16 protein-coding genes and 8 pseudogenes are annotated in these 21,236 nt (G+C 66.0%); 17 read left to right on the plus strand and 7 right to left on the minus strand.

Going from position 1 to position 21,236, the window contains the following annotated elements; genetic code table 11:
- Positions 1-164: 164 nt before the first annotated feature.
- From ACMTAK_RS00930 to ACMTAK_RS00940, 3 genes are all read right to left on the minus strand, one after another.
- Positions 165-311 carry a hypothetical protein gene (locus tag ACMTAK_RS00930; protein WP_413804358.1) on the minus strand — a complete coding sequence of 49 codons (147 nt, stop codon included), beginning with the start codon at positions 309-311 and terminating at the stop codon, positions 165-167.
- A gap of 875 nt (positions 312-1,186) precedes the next feature.
- A complete protein-coding gene (locus ACMTAK_RS00935; RefSeq protein WP_413804359.1) occupies positions 1,187-1,654 on the minus strand; it encodes a hypothetical protein in 468 nt (155 codons plus the stop codon).
- 47 nt (positions 1,655-1,701) lie between these two features.
- Positions 1,702-1,968 carry a hypothetical protein gene (locus ACMTAK_RS00940; RefSeq protein ID WP_413804360.1) on the minus strand — a complete coding sequence of 89 codons (267 nt, stop codon included), beginning with the start codon at positions 1,966-1,968 and terminating at the stop codon, positions 1,702-1,704.
- Positions 1,969-2,150: 182 nt separating this feature from the next.
- Between ACMTAK_RS00940 and ACMTAK_RS00945 the strand changes: the two genes are divergently transcribed.
- The 11 genes and pseudogenes from ACMTAK_RS00945 (at position 2,151) to ACMTAK_RS00995 (ending at position 10,229) form a co-directional block, all read left to right on the plus strand.
- On the plus strand, positions 2,151-2,558 hold the full coding sequence (locus ACMTAK_RS00945) for a hypothetical protein (protein ID WP_413804361.1): 408 nt from the start codon (positions 2,151-2,153) through the stop codon (positions 2,556-2,558).
- A complete protein-coding gene (locus ACMTAK_RS00950; protein WP_413804362.1) occupies positions 2,530-3,054 on the plus strand; it encodes a DUF6879 family protein in 525 nt (174 codons plus the stop codon). Before ACMTAK_RS00945 ends, ACMTAK_RS00950 begins: the two co-directional genes overlap by 29 nt.
- 8 nt (positions 3,055-3,062) lie before the next feature.
- Positions 3,063-3,917 (plus strand): helix-turn-helix domain-containing protein, encoded by an 855-nt coding sequence (locus ACMTAK_RS00955; protein WP_413804363.1) that lies wholly within the window; start codon positions 3,063-3,065, stop codon positions 3,915-3,917.
- Between the two features lie 12 nt (positions 3,918-3,929).
- The gene (locus tag ACMTAK_RS00960; RefSeq protein WP_413804364.1) at positions 3,930-4,133 is read left to right on the plus strand and encodes a DUF397 domain-containing protein; all 204 of its coding nucleotides are present in this window, start codon (positions 3,930-3,932) and stop codon (positions 4,131-4,133) included.
- 592 nt (positions 4,134-4,725) lie between these two features.
- The gene (locus ACMTAK_RS00965; RefSeq protein WP_413812761.1) at positions 4,726-4,950 is read left to right on the plus strand and encodes an e9imm peptide; all 225 of its coding nucleotides are present in this window, start codon (positions 4,726-4,728) and stop codon (positions 4,948-4,950) included.
- Between the two features lie 123 nt (positions 4,951-5,073).
- Positions 5,074-5,508 (plus strand): DUF6086 family protein, encoded by a 435-nt coding sequence (locus ACMTAK_RS00970; protein ID WP_413804365.1) that lies wholly within the window; start codon positions 5,074-5,076, stop codon positions 5,506-5,508.
- Between the two features lie 180 nt (positions 5,509-5,688).
- Positions 5,689-7,335: pseudogene (locus tag ACMTAK_RS00975) on the plus strand (DEAD/DEAH box helicase family protein); the annotation flags it as partial.
- A gap of 28 nt (positions 7,336-7,363) precedes the next feature.
- Positions 7,364-8,557 (plus strand): restriction endonuclease-related protein, encoded by a 1,194-nt coding sequence (locus tag ACMTAK_RS00980; protein WP_413804366.1) that lies wholly within the window; start codon positions 7,364-7,366, stop codon positions 8,555-8,557.
- A gap of 2 nt (positions 8,558-8,559) precedes the next feature.
- Positions 8,560-9,051 carry a pPIWI_RE_Z domain-containing protein gene (locus ACMTAK_RS00985; protein WP_413804367.1) on the plus strand — a complete coding sequence of 164 codons (492 nt, stop codon included), beginning with the start codon at positions 8,560-8,562 and terminating at the stop codon, positions 9,049-9,051.
- Between the two features lie 78 nt (positions 9,052-9,129).
- Positions 9,130-9,309, plus strand: a pseudogene (locus ACMTAK_RS00990) (RacP protein); the annotation flags it as partial.
- Between the two features lie 73 nt (positions 9,310-9,382).
- Positions 9,383-10,229, plus strand: a pseudogene (locus ACMTAK_RS00995) (IS5 family transposase).
- Positions 10,230-10,615: 386 nt separating this feature from the next.
- Here ACMTAK_RS00995 and ACMTAK_RS01000 read toward each other — a convergent pair.
- The gene (locus tag ACMTAK_RS01000) at positions 10,616-10,918 is read right to left on the minus strand and encodes an SH3 domain-containing protein (RefSeq protein WP_413804368.1); all 303 of its coding nucleotides are present in this window, start codon (positions 10,916-10,918) and stop codon (positions 10,616-10,618) included.
- A 276-nt stretch (positions 10,919-11,194) separates the two neighbouring features.
- Here ACMTAK_RS01000 and ACMTAK_RS01005 point away from each other — a divergent pair, with 276 nt between their 5' ends.
- Positions 11,195-12,205, plus strand: coding sequence for a winged helix-turn-helix domain-containing protein (locus ACMTAK_RS01005; protein ID WP_413804369.1), 1,011 nt, complete (start codon positions 11,195-11,197; stop codon positions 12,203-12,205).
- 87 nt (positions 12,206-12,292) lie between these two features.
- Here the strand turns inward: ACMTAK_RS01005 and ACMTAK_RS01010 are convergent.
- Positions 12,293-12,529: pseudogene (locus ACMTAK_RS01010) on the minus strand (transposase); the annotation flags it as partial.
- 324 nt (positions 12,530-12,853) lie between these two features.
- Positions 12,854-14,107, minus strand: coding sequence for a group II intron reverse transcriptase/maturase (gene ltrA, locus ACMTAK_RS01015; protein ID WP_413804370.1), 1,254 nt, complete (start codon positions 14,105-14,107; stop codon positions 12,854-12,856).
- Positions 14,108-15,021: 914 nt separating this feature from the next.
- Between ltrA and ACMTAK_RS01020 the strand changes: the two genes are divergently transcribed.
- From ACMTAK_RS01020 to ACMTAK_RS01030, 3 genes and pseudogenes are all read left to right on the plus strand, one after another.
- Complete coding sequence (locus tag ACMTAK_RS01020; protein ID WP_413804371.1) at positions 15,022-15,975, plus strand: hypothetical protein; 954 nt, start codon at positions 15,022-15,024, stop codon at positions 15,973-15,975.
- A 242-nt stretch (positions 15,976-16,217) separates the two neighbouring features.
- Complete coding sequence (locus ACMTAK_RS01025; RefSeq protein ID WP_461773802.1) at positions 16,218-17,240, plus strand: helix-turn-helix domain-containing protein; 1,023 nt, start codon at positions 16,218-16,220, stop codon at positions 17,238-17,240.
- Between the two features lie 399 nt (positions 17,241-17,639).
- Positions 17,640-18,002 (plus strand): annotated as a pseudogene (locus tag ACMTAK_RS01030) (transposase); the annotation flags it as partial.
- On the opposite strand, the pseudogene ACMTAK_RS01035 reads toward ACMTAK_RS01030, so the two are convergent.
- Positions 18,002-19,695, minus strand: a pseudogene (locus ACMTAK_RS01035) (ISAzo13 family transposase); the annotation flags it as partial. The pseudogenes ACMTAK_RS01030 and ACMTAK_RS01035 overlap by 1 nt on opposite strands.
- 56 nt (positions 19,696-19,751) lie before the next feature.
- On the opposite strand from ACMTAK_RS01035, the pseudogene ACMTAK_RS52615 reads away from it, so the two are divergent.
- A pseudogene (locus tag ACMTAK_RS52615) lies at positions 19,752-20,371 on the plus strand (IS701 family transposase); the annotation flags it as partial.
- Positions 20,372-20,888: 517 nt separating this feature from the next.
- Positions 20,889-20,984 (plus strand): annotated as a pseudogene (locus ACMTAK_RS01050) (reverse transcriptase/maturase family protein); the annotation flags it as partial.
- Between the last annotated feature and the right edge of the window lie 252 nt (positions 20,985-21,236).

Below are 21,236 nucleotides of genomic sequence, written 5' to 3' on the forward strand. Positions count from 1 at the left end.
TGCGCGGCCGCTTCGGCCGGCGTCATACCGCTCGCTGTGAGCTGGAGGGCTTCGCGCTCGCGAGCAGACAGCCTCAAACGGCCCGGCGATTGGCGCTGTTGCCTGGTCACCATGACCCTTCCGGTTTCGACACGTATTGGTGCGCTGACACGGGGATAGGCGGCTCAGGCGGCGGTGTGCTCCGCCAGATCGTCAAGGTCCACGGCCGCGCAGCCGTGGAGCGCGACAACCTCGCGACAGGCGAGTGTCCAAGGCAGCCGCGGGTCGTCGTACGGCAGGAGCGTGAACGGCTCACCGTCCCCGTTGGGCACCGGCCTGAGGGCTTCTGGCGCGTACACAATCCCGGCCACACCCCAGGCTGTGGCCTCCTCCACCCACACCGCTGCACACTCCCTCCGCACGGAAGGACGGCCCCACACCTCAACGGCACAGCCATCACACACAGGCGGCGTGGCGGTCCTCTCCCCATCTGCGATCGACTTGCCGCTGGCCGCGTGCAGCAAGAAGAGATACCGCCCATCTGGCCGGTCATCAGTGGGTCTGCCGCAGAACTGACACAGCATGTGATTCATCGCCTGCCGCTGGCGCAAGGCGTGCACACGCCCGAGCAGTGGCGCGCCAGCCCCGTGCTTAACCGGCACCCTGATCCACAGCACGCCCCGGCGACGGTCGGCGATGCCGTATTCGTCCGCGTAGCCGATCCGCGTGCCGTCGCGACCGTGTCGTGTCGTGATCGCAGCCGGGGGCGCATTTTCTCCCGTCCAGGCAGCGATATACGGCACGCGCACAGTGCCCGCGAAGTGCTGACGCGGTCGTGGACGCCGAAGGACAGCACTGGAGTTGTCCGGCAGCATCCCGCCGACGGAGGAAACGTGCTGGTCCCGACGCATGTTCAATCCCTTCGGAATGTGCTTTGCGAGTGGAGCCCCTCTTCGGCGGCCTTGTGACTCCGCAGGGGAACGGGATGAAAGCGCCGAAGAGGGAGTAGTGGGTTCGTGTCACGCCTGGTGTGGCCGCCGCCCCTCCCTTCCTGGCAGTTGGAGCAGGGGCGGCGGCCAGCCCTCCCCCACCAGACGCAGGGGTGGTCAGTTGACACGGCCATGAAGTGACGTCGATGGACCTGCTCCGGGGAGAGCCCTCCGTCAGTTGCCGACTTCCTGGACGCTGACCGCCGAAGCCACCGCCATCACGGTCTGATGCCTGTCTCGCGGGGCGGGTAGAGACGCAGCGCCTCTTCCAGACAGGAGAGAAGGACGACCGCACTGGGCAGCTTCAGCGGAGCTCGTTCGGTGAGGTGCCACGGCGGAGTGTCCCAGCGGACCCCGCTCGTTGGCGGCAGAGTGATCCGTGCGTCGGCGCCAGCCATGACCTGGACGCCAGCGAGTGCGGAGACGTGTACTCCGCTGCCGCGTGCGACCAGGAACGTGCCCGTCTCGCCGCACAAGAGGCATGGCAGGGCCGTACTCCTCCGATCGAGCTGGACCAGCGCAGATGTGGCGGCTTTGCGCGGGGTGGTAACCGCGTCGAACTTAGTGCAGGCGGCCAGCAAGACAGCGCTGGAGTCGTGGGCGAAGGCGTTGTCCACCTCGCCCGGCTGCGTCAGCTCGGTGCCGATGCGCAAGGACCAGCCGAGAACCTCCGCATACGCGTGCACGAGGGCAGACCTGTCGCCGGTTCTCGGCGGCCACGTAGAAGTCGTCGTCACCAGGTCTCCCAGAGGCTGTGCATTGCTCCAACGCGGAAGGCAGCGTCCGGAGCCAGTGGTTCGCCCGGCGCAGCGATCTGGGGGCTGGTCTCCATCAGGTCGCGCTCGCGACGCATTCCCGGGCAGGCATCGCACTCGATCGCTGAGGCGTTGTTGGCATGATTGACGACGCGGCGGCCCGACAAGGGATCAGCCACGTGACTGAGTCCGAGACCGCGCCTCGTGACCATGCATGCCGTCCGCTTCACCTGATGGGTATCCATCCGTGGCTCCTCGTCACTCTTCGTGGCCTCACTCGGACACGAAGACGAACGTAGGTCTGCGTACGGCCAAGCCCCAAGAAGTTTGCGCGAGTTTGCAGAACATGGATTGACGGGGTCGAACGCCTCATCGAGCATCGTCATGCCGCGCAAACCTGCGCAAGACAGCGGACGGGAGAGCAACCATGCGACTACGGTTCCTTGGTAAGAACTCCACCCCCGGAGACAGCCCCACCCTGTACGCCAGCGACCAGAACAGCTACGTCGTCCAAGGCTGGAAGGTGTACGCCAACGACCTGCTCGCACAGCTCGACGTGCCGGAAGGCCAGACAATCATCGAGGTGCCACCCGAGCTGTTCGAGCATCTGACGAAGGACGGACACCCAAGCGGCAAGATCAAGACCTTCGCCGCTCCAATCATGCTCGTCACCGGACAGGGCACATGCATCTTGCAAGGCCCGGAAATGCATGACCCCGAAGCCCTGAGTCAGATGCGCATGCCCGACTATGAGACGTGCATCGAGGTCCCCAAGTCCTCGATCATGGCCCTGTTGGAGGAACACCGTGGACCTGATCACGTCCGCCCAGCGTGACGAGCTGTTCAACAGCTTCAAACGCGACGCCTTCCACCTGGAGCTGCGGGACGACTACGGATCTCCCATCGAGGACACGCCGTACAGCCGGTGGAAGAGGGGCGAGCCGGACGATTACGCGTGGCTCGCCCCCTGGATGACCCTCATGAAGCGTGTTACAGGCGAGGGGAAGACCGTCCGACGAGTCCGCGTCGTCAGTGAGCCCCATTCCCAGTACGTGGGATGGGAGCACTCGCTGACCCACCTCAACATCGAGGCCGGCGAGGACATCCGATGGCTACCGCGGCACCAGCTGCCCGAAGGTATTACTTTCCCCGCGCAGGGGAACGACTGGTGGCTGTACGACGATCAGCTCCTTGCCGTGGGCCACTTCGACCGCGACGGGCGAGTGCTCGGGTCAGAGATCGTTGAGGATCCCGCCTCCGTGGTCGAGTGCGTCCGTCTGCGCGACCTCCTCTGGGCCGTCGCCATTCCCCACGCCGAGTACAAGCCCTGACCCCACCCGTGAGCACGCAAGTAGAAGAGGCACTGCAAGCGCTGGGTGCCCGGCTGCGCGGCTTCCGCAAGGATGCCGGATTCGCAAGCGGCCGGGCATTCGCGCGTGCCACCGCCTGGCAGGAGTCAAAAGTCTCCCGCATCGAGAATGGCAAACAGCGCCCCACCGAGGAAGACATCCGCGTCTGGTGCGATAAAACAGGCCAGAACGACCACGTAGGCGACCTCATCGCCATCGTCCGCCACGTCGATGAACTGTGGCTGGAGTGGCGCCGCCTGCTCCAGACCGGCGCAGAGCAGCGACAGAAACAGGGCCTTCATGTCTACGCTAAGACCAAGGTCTTCCGCATCTGGCACCCTACGGTCGTGTGGGGGACTCTTCAGACGGCGGAGTACGCGTCTGAGACCTTCAAGCAGGTCGTCAGCTACTACGAGATCCCCGACGATGCGGAAGCCGCCACGGCCAAGCGGCTTGAACGTCAGCAATACCTCTACCGGGGCGACCGGATCTTCAACGTGCTGCTCGGCGAGCAGGCGCTCTACACCAACTTCGGAGGCCCTGAGATCATGAAGGGGCAGCTGGACCGCCTCCTGGCCGTCATCAGGCTCCCCCGGCTGAGCCTGGGTATCCTCCCGAGGTCCGCGCCCACCTCCATATGGCCGGGCAACTCGTTCTCGATGTTCGATGACCGGCTGGTCCAGGTCGAGACCTATTCAGCAGAGTTCTCCGTCTCCCAACCCCGAGAGATCGAGCTCTACGCCAAGGCGTTCGCCCTCCTGAGACAGTCAGCCGTCTACGGAACCGCAGTCCGAGACCTCATCCTCGCCGCAATTCAGCACTATAACCGGATGCCCACCGACTAGGAGACTACGACCTTGACAACGAAACCGAAGTGGCGAACCAGCTCCTACACAAAGTCCGACACCTGCGTCGAAGTAGCCGACAATCAGCCTGGCTTGGTACTCGTCCGAGACTCAAAAGACCCGGACCGCGGATGCCTGGCCCTTCGGCCAGCCGCCTGGTCATCCTTCGTGGACTTCCTCAGGGCAACGGAGGTACGGCCCGGGCGCGTGCGCTGATGGCTGAGGCTCTCTCCGCTGTCTCCGGCACGGCGGCGGCGAGCAGCGGGGCGATGCGTCTCCACTCCGCGAGTCCTGGGGTGCATCGAACCGGGTGTCCTCGAGAACGCGTGCGACGGCGCCGGCGTCCATGCCCTTCACGCGGCGGCCGATGCGGGCGAGGTCGACCGGCTCGCGGTGCGCGGCGACGCCGCGGGGCGAGCGGGCGACGCGCGGGACGCCGGGGCGGCCAAGGCGTGTTCATCATCGGCCTCGCATTCGTGGTATGGAATCGGCGAACCCGCCTGCCGAGCAGCCAGGGAGGAACGGGCCGGGCTGGCGGGCATTCCCGCCAGGTCTCCCCGATCACCGTGCTCAGTCGTCCATGGCCTCCCCATGAGGCGCCTAACAAGATCGTCGGCCTACGCCCGCAGAGCGGCCGTCTCTGCTGCGGTGAGACCGCAGCAGAGGGGACCGCGGGCTGGGTACGGCCCCATACGTCGATGCTGCGGTCGCCGAACTCCGCCTGGAGGCCCCGGACGTCAGGACCTGTCCCCTGACCGATCACAGGTTTCGTTACGGTGTCCTCGGCGGGAGGGACTTGATGGGGGACATGAAGATGAGCCGGGCCGAGGCGGTTGTGCTCGTGCAGCGGATCATGGATGCGGACTACGACTCCGAAGACGAGGTGGACATCTGGCTGGACTTGCTCGACCAGGCCCTGGTATGCCCGACTGGGCACGTCAGCGGCTTGATCTTCTGGCCGCCGCCGGACCGAGAGCTCTCGGCTGATGAAGTAGTCGCTCAGGCCCTGGCGTATCGGCCGATCCCTTTGTGAGGTCCTGGTACAGCTCCTGACGCAGGTGACGAGGGCTGCGGTGATGCCGGCGATGGGAAGACGTAACCGTGTTCGGTGATGGCAACGGCCATGGCCCGGGCGGAACATGCAGATGGAGGGCCGATGAGCCAGTACTTCACCATGGGCGAGGAGTCGCTGTGGAATCCCTCCAACGGGGCGGCTCGACTGTTCCTGTGGCAGACCGCAGTGTTCGAGGCCGAACTCGGCCTCCCGTCAGGTCTGGGGCCCATGGACAACGATGAGTGCGAGATCGACCCCGTTGCGCTCGGTGCCTTCGCCCGCGCTGTTCTGACGTACCACCAACGCACGCCTCACGCCGTCATCCTGGCCCTGTCGGAGGGATTCATCGCCACACTGCTGGTCCTCGCTCAACGCGCAGGGGTAGAGGTGCGCTGGAGACCGCCCGACCATGACCAGGACGGCCACCTGCGGGATGTGCAGGTCTCCTCACACCCGCCGGCGTCCCTGGCAGCCGAGCCGAAGACACAGAGGTTGAGGGTGAAGGTGCGAGAGCTGGACCAGTTCATGCCCCGGTGACAGCACATCCCCCGGATCGAGTTATCGATTTCAATCCCGCCCTGCACAGATCACACTTACTGCTCTGGCCGACCTGCGTCCCACACTCGATCCAGTGTGGGCTGACAGCACACTGGATCACCGAGGCAGCTAGAGTGAGCGGCTGAATTCGTCGAAGGAATCCCAGGGAAGATTCTTCATATGCCAGGTATCCGGCTCCGGAAACATCAGGTGGAGACAAAATCCCGGATTCGACAGTGGGTTGGATTCCCTGCAAGATCATCTATTCCGGAGTGCGGAGCCCGTGCCACCGTGGTGTCGGCCACCGGGTCCGGGAAGACCTACACAGCCGCGATCACCGCGCTGGAGTGCTTCCCCGGCGGCCGGATCCTGGTGATGGCGGACACCATCGACCTGCTCGTGCAGTCCTCCCAGGCGTGGCGCCGGGTCGGCCACCGCGGCCCCATGGTCGCGGTGTGTTCCCTGGAGAAGGACGAGGTCCTGGAGCGTCTGGAGGTCCGGGCGACCACGAATCCGATCCGGCTGGCGATGTGGGCCGGAACGGGACCGGTGGTGGTGTTCGCCACGTATGCCTCTCTGGTGGACCGAGAGGATCCTGAGGACCTGACGGGTCAGGGACGCGTCCGCGGGCCACTGGAGGCCGCTCTGGCGGGTGGAGAGCGGCTATACGGACAGCGGATGGCGTCGTTCGACCTCGCGGTGGTTGACGAGGCCCATATGACCGCCGGGGACGCCGCCCGCCCCTGGGCGGCGATCCACGACAACGCCCGCATCCCCGCCAGCTTCCGCCTCTACATGACCGCCACCCCCCGCATCCTCGCCTCCCCCCGGCCGCAGAAAGGCCAGGACGGCCAGGAGCCGGAGATCGCGTCGATGACCTCTGATCCGAACGGTACGTACGGCGAACGGATTTTCGAGCTCGGGCTGGCGGAGGCGGTCGAGCGGAACATCCTCGCCGGTTTTGAGATCGACGTCCTGGAGATCCGCGACCCCGAGCCGATTCTGAGACTGTCGGAGGAGGCGCTGCGCGGGCGTCGGCTGGCGCTGCTGCAGGCCGCTCTCCTGGAGCACGCGGCGAGGTGGAACCTGAAGACGGTGATGACGTTCCACCAGCGGGTGGAGGAAGCGGCGGCGTTCGCGGAGAAGCTTCCCGAGACCGCAGCCGAGCTGTATGCCACCGAGGCATCCAACCAGGCCCTGCCCGAGGCCGAGGACCTGCCGGAGTCGTCGATCGACTCGGAGCTGTATGAACTGGAGGCAGGCCGTCACGTACCCCCGGAGAGGGTGTGGTCGGCGTGGCTGTGCGGCGACCACCTGGTGTCCGAACGGCGCGAGGCCATCCGCCAGTTCGCAAACGGCATCGACGCATCCGGCCGCCGGGTACACCGGGCCTTCCTTGCCAGCGTTCGCGTGCTCGGTCAGGGGATCGACATCGTCGGCACACGGGGTGTGGAGGCCGTCTGCTTCGCCGACACCCGCGGCTCCCAGGTCGAGATCGTCCAGAACATCGGCCGCGCGCTCAGGCCGAACCCGGATGGCTCCACCAAGGTCGCGCGGATCATCGTGCCGGTCTTCCTCGAGCCCGGTGAGGACCCGAGTGACGTGGTCGCCAGTGCCTCTTTCCGCCCCCTGGTCGCGGTGCTCCAGGGCCTGCGCTCACACTCCGAACAGCTGGTCGAGCAACTCGCCTCCCGTGCCCTCACCCGGAGCCGCCATGAGCGGCGCGTGCACATCCAGCGCGACACGGAGGGCCGGATCATCGTCGCCGGCGGCCAGGGCGAGGGCGGCGGCGAGGACCAGGAGAGCGAGGCAGCAGAAATATTGCTTTTCGTAAGCGCATGTGTACATTGCGTGAGTGACGGTGCAACAGGCAGCCCGCGATCGGCTGGCCGAGGTCGACAGCAACATCGCCGACGACTACATGACGTTGAAACTGCTGGCAGCCGGCCTGGCGCGGATCCTGTGGGAGCGCCAGCATGTCCGTGAAGGGAGGGAGCCCACAACCGGCTTGCTCCCGCAAGCGTGGCGCATCGGCGTGACACGGTTGTGGTGGCGTGCGCTGGAACAGGGCAGCAATCCGCCGGTCAGCGACATGGAGGTGTTCGCCTGGTGCCGACGGCCGCTGGGGTGCTGGCCTGTGCGACTGAGTGTCTCCGACAGCGACGCAGGAAGCCTGTTGATCGACGGCGAAGAGTTGTCGGCGTTCGCGGATGAGGCAGCCCGGCTCGCACCCAGATCGGATGCCGAGGCGGAGCTCGCGGAGAACCAGACGTTCGCCAAGCTGCAAGCCGCAGCGGAGATGCACGGCCGCACAGACAAGGAGGTCCAGCAGGCCTACGTGGCGCTGCGGCTGTTCCTGATCGAGACCCCGGTGGTGTCCGACCTCGACCTGAACAAGCTCACGGGGCGGTTCAAGGAGGCGGACCGTCACGGCCGCCTGTACGTGCGGGGCTTCTTCGACGCCGCCTACCAGTACCGCAAGACCGACGGACCTGCTTCCTGCTGGGTTTGCAGCGACTGCGGCAACCCCCTACACGAGGGCGTTGAGGTGTGCGGGACACCCGGCTGCACCGGGGTTCCAGTAATCAGGCAGCTCAAGGTGCTGGAGGGCTATTACGTGCAGCACCGCGGCGTGCGGATCTGCATGCACGACCCGGGCTTGGTGGAAAAGCGCCTGTTCGACGCGCTCAGGCATCTGCCAGCAGGTCGGGCCCGGCTTCACAGGTGGCCGGGCATGGATGCCTGCGACGTCGCCGTGGAGTTTCCCAACCCGGCCGCGCCAGATGATCCAGAGCAGTCCGAGTGGTGGGCCGGGGACGCCAAGGACTGCACGAGCGCCACGATGCTGGGGCGCTCGTTCAAATGGGACCAGCGCATGCGGGCACGGCACCGGTTCTTGATCCTTCCCCAGCACAGGCTCGGGCAGAAGCACTACGTCGACGATCTCAAGCGGGAGATGCAGGGCCGCAGCGACGGCATCCGGATCATCTCCGAGGGCGACTTCGTCTCGAAGGCCCGCGCCCGGGCTCTTGGAGGCACACCATGGTGAGGATGGGCTCGCAGTGGTATGAGGATCTGGTCACCGACCTCCAGCAGACCGGCCTGGACGCGCGGCTGGGTGACCTGTCGCCGGCGGAGTTCTGCCAACTCGAGCTCGGCTTGTTCTACCTGGAACAGTGCCTGGCCGGGCAGCCGGTCGGCGCACTGTGGACGGCGCTCAACCACTACGCGGACTTGGGGCCGGCTGGCTTGGAGGTCGTCCGGCGGGTGCGGCTTCGCATGGGCAACGCGGCGCGCGGCGGACAGTGGCGCGAGCGGCTGAATGAGTACCGGAAAGTCCCGGTCGAGCTGCGGATGTTCACCACCGCCGGCCCGCCCGGGCATCGGGTCCTCACAGACGCCCTCTTCGAGCGGTACTCCTCGCCGTACCTTCCGCAGCGGGAAGGCGTCTACCGGGCTGCACTCGCCGACGCGGTTCCCTACGACATCGAGTCGGCCCACGAACCGGTGCCGCCGGGCGCGGCTCCGGCCACACCGAGGTGATCGCAGCCTTCACCGGCGGAAGTCGACTCGTAGGCTCGCAGAGGAATAGCGCAGGGTCGGAATACTGCCTCTTCACCAGTCGCCCTGGAAGCCTATGAGCGGGCCGTGATCAGCGAGAAGCTCACCGAGTGCCGCCGGTTCATTACCGGCACCGTCGCCCCGCACGCCGCGGCCCACCCGGGCGACAAGTGGGTCAGACACATCATCGCCCAGCTCAACTCCGTCGAATCCACCCTCGACCTCATCGCCACAGCCTGACCGGCCAGGGCTCCTCCAGCTTCCCGCCGACCGGCGGGAAGCTGGAGGAGCCCTGGCCGCCGAGGATACCGTCATGCGCCGACGCCGCTACCCCTCGGACACCATGAACGCCGAATGCGCCCTGCTCGAAGGGCTGCTGCCCACCCCGGCCTGCGAGACCAGCAGGGGCGGCCGGCCGGAGAAGCATCCCCGCCGTGAAATCGTCGATGCCATTCGGTATGTCGTGGATACCGGCTGTAAATGGCGGGCCCTCCCTGCGGATTTTCCGCCCTGGCGCGGTCTGGGGGTTCATGGCCCGATGGGCAGCTGCCGGGATCATCGGCCAGATCCGAGACCACCTCGCTGGCCGGATCCGCCGAGACATGGGCAAAGGCCCCCGGGCGGTCGCCACCGTCATCGACTCCCAGAGCGTGAAAGCCGCCGAAACCGTCTCCAAGGCCACCCGCGGCTACGACGCGGGTAAGAAGATCAACGGCCGCAAGCGTCACCTGGTCGTCGACACCCGCGGCCTGCCTCTGATGGTGATGGTCTCTCCCGCCGACCTGCATGACGCCGCGGCGGCCAAGGAAGTCCTCTTCCGGCTGCGGCTGATGCACCCTGAGATCGCGATCGTGTGGGCCGACTCCGCTTACGCCGGGAAGCTCGTGGACTGGGCGAGACAGCACCTCAACCTCACGATCAAGCCGGTCAGCCGTCCCAAGGATGCCTCCGGCTTCGTCGTGCTGCCCCGCCGCTGGGTCGTCGAACGCAGCCTCGCGTGGATGATGCACGCACGCCGACACGCCCGGGACTACGAACGGCTCATCCAGCACTCCGAGACCCTGATCACCTGGGCCGCCATCACCCTCATGACCAGACGCCTCGCCCGGAAAGGCGCCACTCCCAGCTGGACGAGGAAACCAGCGCCAGCCGATGGCTGACCCGCGGCAGGGACCGAATGGCGACACCTCGTCCACGACTTCCAGGACCTCGACGTAATCGGCCGGAACGATGAACGCGCCGTCGATGTCCTGCTCCGTCCACCAAGCCTTGTCCTCGCCCACTGGCCGCCCGGCCCCGCCCCACCGGATGAGCGCCAGCTCCTCTCCGGCACGGAGGCGTCGGCGCACCGACGGACCGACCGGCCCCGCGTCGTAGGTCCATGCCCCGCGAACGGGTCAGCCGCAAGGACGTACGGCGGCACATTGCACGGTGGGTCAGAGATAGGAGTCCGCGGCCGATACGGACACCGAGCCAGGGCTCGGTGTCCGTATCGGCCGCCAGTCGGCGGCCCGCCGCCGCACGATCAGCTCACTTGCTGGTGCAATCAGCAAGGAATGGTAGAACCGCCGCCTTTCAGGTAGCCGTTGTAAACCCAGCCGTACTTCGTCGACGCCGTACGCAGGTACGTAAACCCGTCGGTCGTACAGAAGTAGTCGACCTTGTTGACAGGGCTGGCGGTGTTGGTGACCCTGCATTCCCAGGCCGGACCGTTGCGAAGGCTGACGTCCCGCAAGAAGTACTGCCCGTAAGGGCCGGTGTCACGGTTGGTTCCGGAAACGCCACAGGCGACGGCTTCCGCGGCTTGCGCGGCAACTGCCGCAGGCGCCAGCTGCACCGCCAATGCCAAGGCGGCCCCGGTCGTGAGTAGACGAATTGTTCGACCCATGCTGGTTGTACCCCCGGATTCTCTCTCAGAAGTGATGTGCACGCTTCGCGGCCGCGAAGGACCTGCGAAGCAGCGCCGCCCTCATGATCTTGCCTCCCTGGAGAGGTCGATCGAAGTCAGGCGATCGCAGCGATGAACTGCAGGATGGGACGTTGGCCAGGATGGCTGGGCGGCTGATCGAGCGTCGACGTGATTTGACCTAGCCCGAATAACGACATCCTGGACATGCTCCGTGCCATGCCGGTACGCATCCACTTCACCACCGAGGACATGGCCCGCACCCGTCTCGCGGAGGCACCCCGTCCATTTCTTGAGCTGAACATCGCGCTGCGGCAACTGCAGGAACGCAGCCATCCGACCCGGTTCGGGCCCTGGAGGCGGGAATCGTTGCGGTGCCTGTCCCCAAAGGTGCAGCAGTTGTTCGATCTGATCCCGTCAACGGGCTGGTCGGTGGGCTTCCTCGGACTCCCCGCGGCCGAGGACATCGGAGAGGTGCTGGATCAGATCCGGGCTATGCCTGCTGCCCGGGTCCGGAAGGACATGGAGGTCTGGGTCAGCCGCGACCATCAGCGTCCGGTGCCGGCCTGGACGCAGTCACTCGGCAGTGACAAAGAGGTCCTGCTGGAGTTGACCGATGTCGCAGCCCACGTGCACCAGCACGTCATCGCTCCCTACCAGCAGCGCATCGATGCCCTCAGCGCTGCAGACCAAGCGCTGCGTAGACGTCAGGCCGCCCATGGCGGACTCCATACCTTGCTGTCCGGACTCAACCCCCGCCATATCAAGTGGAAGCCGCCTGTTCTGGAACTCGCCATGGCCGACGGTGCGGACGACGACATTCATCTCTCCGGCCGTGGCCTACTGCTGATTCCATCGGTCTTCGGGGTCGCATCCCCTGTACTGGGCGTGAGCGCCGAACCCCAGCCGTATCTGACCTACCCCGTCTGCCGTGACGACACAGACCTCGCTCTGCCGCCTATGGAGACCGCACGGGTCCTCAGCACCGTCCCCAACTCCATGACCACGCTCCTCGGCCACACTCGGGCCATCGTGCTGTGGACCATCGCCCATCATCCCGGCTGCACCACCACCGAACTCGCCCGCCATGCCGGTATCTCCCCGGCCAGCGCCAGCCAGCACGCGACTGTTCTACGCACCGCCGGGCTGACCACCACCGTCCGCCACCACAACACCGCCCTTCACACCACAACCCCGCTGGGCACCAGCCTCCTCAACACCACCGCTTGAGACTGCGCTGCATATTTCGCGAACGGCGCACTCTCGGCTGGTTCCGTCCCTTTGCGGTGCGTGAGCTGGACGTTCAGAAACAGGCACGAAGTAGCCGTAGACCGTGTTCCAGTGCGGGAAGTCGTGCGGAAGGTAGCGCCACTGGACGCCGGTGCGGTCCACATACAAGATCGCGTTCGTGATCTCGCGCAGGTCGTGTTCGGGTGGCCGGCCGAAGTCCAGGGCCCTGCCGCGACGCTCGAAGCGCCAGGCGGACAGCACCGGCCCGATCAACTCCCAGCGGGCATCGGACAGATCACTCGGATAGGGGCGTCGCGCAGGCATGCTCCTGACGTACCGCTCCGGACCGAGTGCGCCCAGGCGCACGGCAACGACGACGGAAGCACACAGCGCAAAGCCCGGCTTCTTGGGATGAGACAGACACAGGCCACCTCCCGCCCCACTTGTCACCCCACCTGTCCATCAGGCACCACACTCATCAACAATCTCCGCACCACCACAACCCCGTGCCGCGAAAATCGGCAGACACCAGGGCATTCAAGGTGAAAACGACCTCTCAGTGGTCGGGTCGCCCGGGGGAATCTCACCCCCGGGCTCCCACAGAACGGAGCGTGACGATCTCTCGTCACTCCGCTCTTGTCATCCTGATCACCAGAAGCCCGGTGTCCATGCCCAGTGGGCGAAGAGCCTGGGGTACTGGCGGGTGACCCGTTTCCAGCACGCGTGGGCCTTCTTGAACTTCCGGAGCCGTCGGTACTTCTTGCGGATCCAGCGCATCAGGTAGGCATTGATGCGCCGCAGGAGGTCGTGCAGTGCGGAGCGGTAGTACGCGCCGTAGTACTGCATCCAGCCGCGCACGATCGGATTGATCCGTCGTGCGAGCTCAAAGAAGGTGAGGTGCATCCGCATGTGAAGCCGCCAGGAGCGGACTTCTCTGCCGATCTTCTTCAGGGCGTCCTTGCTGATTGCGGGCAGGAAGTTCGTGAAATTCACGCCGTGCCTGCTCCGCGCCTTGCGGGCCTGGAACGTGAAGCCGAGGAAGGTGAACGACGTGTGCTCGTACGAGCCACGCCGCTTGCCGTCCTTGCAGTACACGATCCGGGTTTTGTCGGGGTGCAGTCGCAGCCCGACTTCTTCCATCCTGTTCCCGAGCGCCGCCAGGACCTCGCGGGCCTGGTGCTCGCTGGCGCAGTGCACGACCGCGTCGTCGGCATAGCGCTCGAACTGGATGCCCGGGTAGGCCCGGGTCAGCCATGTGTCGAACGCGTAGTGCATGAACAGGTTCGCCAGCATGAGCGAGACCGCGGACCCCTGTGGGGTGCCCCGGTCCCGGATCTGCAAGGTGCCGTCGGGTAGTTGCAGCGGGGCTTGGAGCCATCGCTGGACACACAGCTTCACCCAAACGGCGTCGGTGTGAACCTCCACAGCCTTGACGATGAGGTCCCAGCGGACGCTGTCGAAGAACTTCTGGATGTCGAGATCGATCACCCAGTCGCGCTTCCAGCAGCGTTTCCGGCAAGTCTCCACGGCGTCAAGAGCCGACCGCCGAGGCCGATATCCATAGGAGTCCTCGTGGAAAATTGGGTCCACTCGGATTCCGAGATGTCTGGCCACCACGGTCTGTGCAACTCGGTCAGCAACAGTGGGGATGCCAAGCATCCTCGTGCCAGCACCGTGCTGTTTCGGGATCTCCACCGCACGCACCGGTGGTGGAAAGTACGTCCCCGACGACATTCGGTTCCAGATCTTGTAGAGGTTGCCCTTCAGATCCTTCTCGAAGTCCTCGATGGACTGCCCGTCCACTCCTGGTGCACCCTGATTCCTCCTTACCTCCCGATACGCCTCCAGCACTTCCCACTTCGAGATATCGAACGGCTTTTCCGGCGACTTCAGCCTGTCCATCGGTTCCTCCCGGAGGACGTCCGGTTGACCTGACACACACAGCCACGGACGACCCGGCCCCTTCGCTCCGCCCCCGTTACAGGGGCTTCAGCGCTACTACGAGCCGGTCCGCCAGCACGTCTCGCGACGGTACTCAGCACCTCGCGGGTCCTCCGCTTGGAGCGCTCCCTCTTGTCCCTCGCTCTGAGGGCACGGTGTCGAGACGTGCCTTCCCACGTTCCGTGCAAGAGCAGCAGATCAGGCTCACGCCACCTCCGTACCGGACACCACCTGGCCAATAAGCGGGCTCCCGCCAGACTCTTCCCGGGCTCAACACGAAACGCCCGGTTTTGATGCCACCTGAAATCAATAACGGCACTTCGTCGGTGATTCACTTGCGTTCGTCTTCCTGATCCCCACCTGACGCCTCGTGGGCGCCTTTTCCACATCGCTCACCACGATCGCGTCACCGCTCTCGCAGCATGTGGTGGTTTGAAGCCTCCCCCCACAGGGCGGCTTCGAAGGGCCATACCTTCATCTCTTGCACAGCATCACTTTCTAGAGCCTGCCTATAGGGCTCCTTTCTGTGTTCGTGGCGCACCATGTTTTTGATCCCCAGGGCCTACGGCGCCTTGGTTTTCACGGCCCGATCGAGCGAAAGACAGGTCTGCCGCGAGCCTGACCCCATATCAAAGGGGGGAAGATTCTCGCCTCACAGGAGGAGCCGTGAAACCCGCTGTCTCCTCCTTGGTCCGAGGATGGGCCGCTCCCTCCTGGCCGACCAGCCGCGTGAGCAGCTCGACGATCTGCGTCTGATTACGGTTCACCACGATTGAGGCAATTGGGTTATTTATACGAAGAAACGCCATATGCGACCCCTGGTGTGGCTAGGTTCTGTCCGGGATACCCGAAAACGGCTACTCGACGGAGACTCCATGAGAAAGATCCCGCGCCCATACACACGCGCGTTGAGACACAAGTTCTCCACCTACGCCCTGCCGCTGGCCCTTCTCGGCCTGCTGGCGGGACCGGCCACAGGCCCGGCATTCGCCCAGGGGCACGGCGAAGGCGGCAATGGCGGCAGTGGCGGCATCAGCGGCAATGGCAGCAAGATCGCCTACAGTTCGATCCCCCAGCAGGTGCCGGGAAACGTCTCCAGCCTGGGCTTCGAGGCGACCTCGACGAGTGAGTTCGGGGACGAGGTCGGACTTGCCGCACTCACCCAGCCCGCCTCAGCCACCCCCGGACAGCGCACCCTCAAGTCGCTGCACGTGGTGATGTCGAGCCAGAAGTGCCAGAACGGGAGCCCGTCCGGCGGCGACTGCCTGACAACGCCGGGAGCCACCTTCACCCACCCCATCACGGCAAACATCTACGCAGTGGACAACTCGGGTCCCGTCCCCGCCCCCGGCGCTCTCCTCGCCACCGTGACGAAGACATTCAACATCCCCTACCGGCCTTCAGCGGACCCGGTGAACTGCACAGGATCGAACGCGGGCAAATGGTTCAGCCCGGCCGACAACACGTGCTACAACGGGTTGGCACACACGGCCAAATTCGACTTTCCCGGCGTGACCACCCTTCCCGACCAGGTCATCTGGACCGTCGCGTACAACACCACACACGCCGGCTACAACCCGATCGGTGAAAGCGCCCCCTGCTTCACCTCAGGCAACGGCTGCCCCTACGACTCACTCAATGTCGGGGCGCAGACGTTCCCCGGAGCACCCTTCGCAGGTACTGACATCGACCCGAACGGCGTCTTCATCAATTCGAGTTCGGCCTCGACATACTGCGATGGCGGCGCAGGCGGTACGGGAACTCTCCGGCTCGACACCCCCTGCTGGACAGGGTTCACGCCCCTGGGCGAGATCAAGACCAAGGGCTGACCGGCCGCCAGGCCTTCTCCTGGCCCAGCCTGGCCCCCACTCCGGGCGGCCGGCCCGGGCCACCGGGCAGGGCGGCGCTCGCCAGTACCTGATCGGGGACTTCTCCGAGCAGGACTGCGACACCTACCTCGCCCACCGCTGGCGTACGCGGGCGCTGAACCGTCTGAGCGCCCGGCACCAGCGGCCGCCCGACTGAAGCGGCGGTCTTCTCGATCGATGTCCCGCCGGGCACCATCGGTTGCATGCCGGTTTGCGCGGAGATATCAGGACAGGGCGGTACGGGGCCGGTGGTGACGGTGGGCACCGATTCTCTCCCGGCGCCGGAGCGGTTTGGCTGGTGGTGCGAGATGGTCGGCCACGAAGTCATGCCTGTGGCGGCACGCAGCGCGCACACGGCTGTCTTCCAGGGCCGGGCGGAAGCCGTCGAACTGCCGCACAGCCAGGTGACGGCCTTCGATTTCTCCCCGATGACAGCCCGCCGCTCACCGGTCCACATCCGCCGCCACGACCCTGAGAACTACTACCTGCTCCTGGTCCGAGACAGCTCGGTCCGGCTGGAGCAGGCGCGCGGCGTCGCCTGTCTCCAAGCCGGCGACATGACCCTGTTCTCCAGCTCGCATCCGCTGGCCTGCGAGTTCCTTGACCAGGGCCGCCAGACCCGCCTGACGCTGATGCGGCTGCCGCGCCCCGTCCCGCCGCTGGCCAGCGGCCGGGCTGACCGGCTGCTGGCCGAGCCGCTGCCGTCCCGGGCCGGGTCGGCGGCCTTGCTCGGCCTGTACCTGGCACAGCTGCCGCAGGCCGCCCGCACCTGCGGCCCGGCGGAGCTGGTCCGGCTCGGCGCCATCGGGGTGGACCTGGCCGCAACCTTGCTGGCGGCCCGGCTCGGATCCCAGGACACCTTGCCCGCCGAGACACGCAATGCGGTGCTGCTGGCCCGGATCAACGCCTTCATCGACCAGCACCTGGGCGACCCCGAGTTATGCCCCGCGGCCATCGCCGCCCACCACCACATCTCCGTACGCACCCTCCACCTGCTGTTCCAAAGCGAACCGGAAACCGTCAGCGCCCGGATACGTCGGCGCCGCCTGGAACGCTCCCATGCCGACCTCACCGACCCCCGGCTGCGGCGGCGGTCGATCAGCGCCATCGCCGCCCGGTGGGGTTTCCTGCGCCCGGCGGACTTCAGCCGGGCGTTCCGCGCCGCGTACGGCGTGACGCCCAGAGAGCTCCGGCAGGCGGCGCTGCGCAGTCTGCCGGATGCGTAACGGACTGCGCAGAGCGACAAGCACGCATCGCCAACCCGCAGCCGACGGCGCGCGTCATGATGTGAGAGGGTAATAAGTTTGACTATAGGCCTTTCAGGCGTTGAGTGTTCTTTATGTGATTTATCGAGGATCTGTTCATGGCTCGATGCCGTGACGTTGCATGCCCCCGGCCGATAGCGTGGCGGAAGTTGTCGGCGTGGTCGGGCGCTCCGGGGACGTACGGCCCGAAGGCAGTCGGCACGGCATGCCTCGGTCTGAACGCCGCCCGGCCGATGGCACCTGCTCCCGCAGCTTCGATCGCCTGTCCCGGGGCCGGCGGCACCGCCCGTATGTTCAGCACGACCTAGTAGGACTCCGTTAGGTCTGTGTGTCGACCGTCTTCGGGGGCACATGGGGTGTATGGACACACATGAAGTCAATCGTGTTCGGGCGTCGTTGGCGTTATTCGTGGCGGATGTGTTCGCCTCGGTGCCGCGCAAGGACCAGCGGGCCAAGGGTGACTGCTATCTGCGGGGACTGATGCTGGACGGTCGACGCAAGTCCATCCAGGCCATGGCCTCGCGGCTGCCGGACGGAAACGAGCAGAACCTGCAGCAGTTCGTGAACCAGTCCACATGGGATCCGGTGCCGGTGCGTCGGCGGATCGCGGAGCGGATGGTGCCGCGGATCGGCCCGGACGCCTTCGTGGTCGACGATGTGTCCTTTCCCAAGGACGGCCGGATGTCGGTGGCCGTCGCCCGCCAGTACTGCGGCGCCCTTGGGGCCTGTGTCTGAATAACTGTCAGAGTTGATCTGTGCGGGTGTCGTCGTGTGACGGTAGGCGGGTTTGTAGTTGGGTGAGGGTGCGGGCCGGGGTTCCGGGTAGCGGAGTGACCGCGATGCGGTGCAGGTCCAGGAGGCGGTGGCCGTCCTGGAACTGGTTGGACAGGTTGGTGCGGGTGACGTTCAGGAGCTGGGCCAGAAGTGTGCTGGTGGCGGCTCTGCGGCGGCGTAACAGGGCGGTCAGCAGGCGGTGGTAGTGGTCGAGGCTGCTGGTCTGTGGGTGGAGGTAGCTGCGCGGGCGGTGGAAGCGTCGTTGGAATGCTGCCTCGGCCAGGGCGTCCCAGTACGGTTCCGAGATGGCGACCAGGTGGTCGAAGTCAGCGCGTGGCATGCCGGTCAGGGCCGGGTCGGTGAGCATTGCGGTCAGGGCGGGATCGATTCGCTGTCGGGTTGGTGCCGGGTCGGGGGGCCTGGGTGCGATCGGTGCCAGGGTGTAGTTCCAGTCGCCGTGGAAGGCGTGGGGTGTGATGGGAAGGGCATGGAACTCGGCGGGTGGCACTGCGGTGCCCAGGTCATATCGGCCGGTGTCGAGTTCAGCGCCGATGCTGAGCCCGGTGCGGGTGGTCGTGGCGGCGATGGTCTCGATGACGACCTGGTAGCTGGTCAGGGGTCTGCCGCGCCAGTTCGCGGTGATGTGGCAGAACATCCGGTGTTCGATCTTGTTCCATTTCGATGTTCCGGGTGGGAAGTGGCAGACCGTGATCTCGAGTCCGCTTTCCAGGGCGAAGGCGGCGAGGTGCTTGTTCCATGTCCAGCGGCGGGGGTCATTGGAACCACCGCAGTCGGCGGTGATCAGCAGCCGGCCGGCGTCCGGGTGGTCCTTCCGCCCGCGCTGCTGCCACCAGCGGCGGATGGATTCCACCGCGAACTCGGCCGTGTCGTGGTCGGTCCCGACGTTGACCCAGCCGGTGTTGCGGGCGATGTCGTAGATCCCGTAGGGGATGACCACGGGCTGGTCACTGGTGATGAACGTGTGGCAGTCCACACGGATGGGCGTCTTGCCCGGCCGCCAGATGCGGCCAGGCCGGTCGCGATTGCCGAGCCACTCCTTGGCCTTGGTGTCCACGCTGATCACCGGCTGGTTGTCTTCGAGGAAGGCCGCGGCAGTGGCGTTGATGTGCGTGAACTGAGCATCCCGGTCCGGATGACTGGCGCCTTCCGTGGTCTTGGCGGTGCCCTGCAGGCTGTATCCCAAGGCGTGCAGCAGCCGCCCCACGGTCGCCGCGCTGACCGGATGGCCCTGAGTGGTCAGCGTCGAGGCCAGGGACCGCAGCGAGAGCGTGGTCCAGCGCAACGGCGAGACCGGATCGCCCCGGGTGTGCGGCTCGATCAGCGCCTCAAGCGCGGGCAGCAGACCGGGGTCAGTGACCGTCACCGGCTTACGGCCGGCTCCTGGAGCCCGAATCCGCCCAGCAGGCAAAGGGAGCCCGGACAGCTCGGCGATCCCGCGTGCGATCGTGGCCGCACTGGCGCCAGAAGCGGCCGCCACCATTGTGATCCCCCCGTGGCCAAGCGCGATGGCCTCGCTGGCCAGGTAGAACCGCCGGAGCCGCTCATCGAGATGGGGAAGGAACTGATCGAACTTCGCCCTCAAAGCCACAACCGAAGCCCGAGCGGCCGTACATGCACTCACACCTCAGTGTCCCGTCAACACCCGTACACCGAGCGGTAATTGAAATACAGGCCCCCGGCCGCACCGAGAACAGCCAGGTCGGCGTCTTCCTCGCCTACACCACGCCCCAAGGACGCACGCTGATCGACCGTCGGCTCTACCTGCCCGAGCACTCCTGGTGCACCGATGCCCGGCGCCGCCGCGCTGCCGGGATACCCGAGACGGTGCAGTTCGCCACCAAGCCTCGCCTGGCCGGGGAGATGATCACAGCCGCCCTCGACGCCGGCACCTCCGCCGCCTGGGTGACAGGCGACGAAGCCTACGGCCAGGATCCCCAGCTCCGCGCCGTCCTGGAGGGCGAGGCACCGGCTACGTGATGGCCGTCGCCCGCTCCATCCGGGTTCGGATCAACCACGGCCGCACTCCCGTCCGCGCGGACACCCTCGCCGACCGCCTGCCCGCCACGGCCTGGCAGCGGCACAGCGCCGGGCCGGGGGCGAAGGGCCCGCGCTACTACGACTGGGCCTGGATCCACATCGGCACCGATCACCACCGCTATCTGCTGATCCGCCGGAACTGGACCACCGGTGAACTCGCCTTCTACTTGTGCTGGTCACCTATCGCGGTGACGCTGGCCGAACTGGTCCGCGTCGCCGGTGTCCGCTGGAGCGTCGAGGAGTGCTTGTGCGCCACGAGGCGCTCTGCCGTATCCCCGGTTCAGCCGGGAGGAATTGGAGGGAGGTTCCTGGGTTCGATGGCTTACCTGATGCCGAAAGGCTTATAGGGACAAGAGCATGCCAGAAAACCAGCGACCGGGCCCAGACGCCAGGGGCGGTGCGTTGGGGAACCCGCGCGACATGGTGAAAGCTGTATTGCCTGAATCCCAATCTCCAGGGATGGAACTTCGCATCCTCCGGAACGGCGTCTGGAACCGGTGCCCGTGCCCTGCGGCGGCGATGAAGCACAACTGCCGCACCCTCTGGGAACGGGACGATGCCCAGCGAGGGTATTGAAGGAGATGAGTGGGACACCTACATCGCGCTGCTACGTACGGCAGAGACGAACGTGGGATCGCCTAAGGGACGCGAGTCCTAAGGCGACGGAGGCCCCGTAGTAGTCGTGGGAGTCACGCCCCACCAAGGACGGCGGGAAAACCGTCGGCAGGGCGAAGGGGGCCAGGTGATCGGACATCGAGAGACCGAAAGGTATGCGAAATGCAGAGCGCCGAGACGGTGCTGGGTGTCCTGCGTGAACGCGGCAGGAAAGGGCTGCCGTGCACCGAACTGTATCGACAACTGTTCAACCCGCGTGCGCCGTGAGGCGCTTCACCGTATCCCCGACTCAATCGGGAGGAACTTGGAGGGAGGTTTCTGGGTCACCTGGCTTACCTGGACGCGAAAGCGCGAGGGGACAAGAGCATGCCAGGAAAGCGAGTGGTCACCTGGAGGCGTCCAAGGTGATGCGTCGCAAGGCCCGCGCGACATGGCTAAAGCTGGATTGCCTCAAGCCTAATCTCCAGCGGTGAAAGAACACGCCCGTCGGAAAGACGCCCGAAACCGACG

Origin of the sequence: Streptomyces lacaronensis (assembly GCF_047337785.1) — a bacterium.
Lineage (GTDB): Bacteria > Actinomycetota > Actinomycetes > Streptomycetales > Streptomycetaceae > Streptomyces > Streptomyces lycopersici.

Bases quoted from the DNA above. Each gene is read 5' to 3' on its own strand.
- ACMTAK_RS01025 (WP_461773802.1), top strand. From the start codon at position 16,218: ATGCCGGTTTGCGCGGAGATATCAGGACAGGGCGGTACGGGGCCGGTG.
- ACMTAK_RS00940 (WP_413804360.1), bottom strand. From the start codon at position 1,968: ATGGATACCCATCAGGTGAAGCGGACGGCATGCATGGTCACGAGGCGC.
- ACMTAK_RS00965 (WP_413812761.1), top strand. From the start codon at position 4,726: ATGAAGATGAGCCGGGCCGAGGCGGTTGTGCTCGTGCAGCGGATCATG.
- ltrA (WP_413804370.1), bottom strand. From the start codon at position 14,107: ATGGACAGGCTGAAGTCGCCGGAAAAGCCGTTCGATATCTCGAAGTGG.
- ACMTAK_RS01005 (WP_413804369.1), top strand. From the start codon at position 11,195: ATGCCGGTACGCATCCACTTCACCACCGAGGACATGGCCCGCACCCGT.
- ACMTAK_RS00985 (WP_413804367.1), top strand. From the start codon at position 8,560: ATGGGCTCGCAGTGGTATGAGGATCTGGTCACCGACCTCCAGCAGACC.
- ACMTAK_RS01020 (WP_413804371.1), top strand. From the start codon at position 15,022: ATGAGAAAGATCCCGCGCCCATACACACGCGCGTTGAGACACAAGTTC.
- ACMTAK_RS00945 (WP_413804361.1), top strand. From the start codon at position 2,151: ATGCGACTACGGTTCCTTGGTAAGAACTCCACCCCCGGAGACAGCCCC.
- ACMTAK_RS00970 (WP_413804365.1), top strand. From the start codon at position 5,074: ATGAGCCAGTACTTCACCATGGGCGAGGAGTCGCTGTGGAATCCCTCC.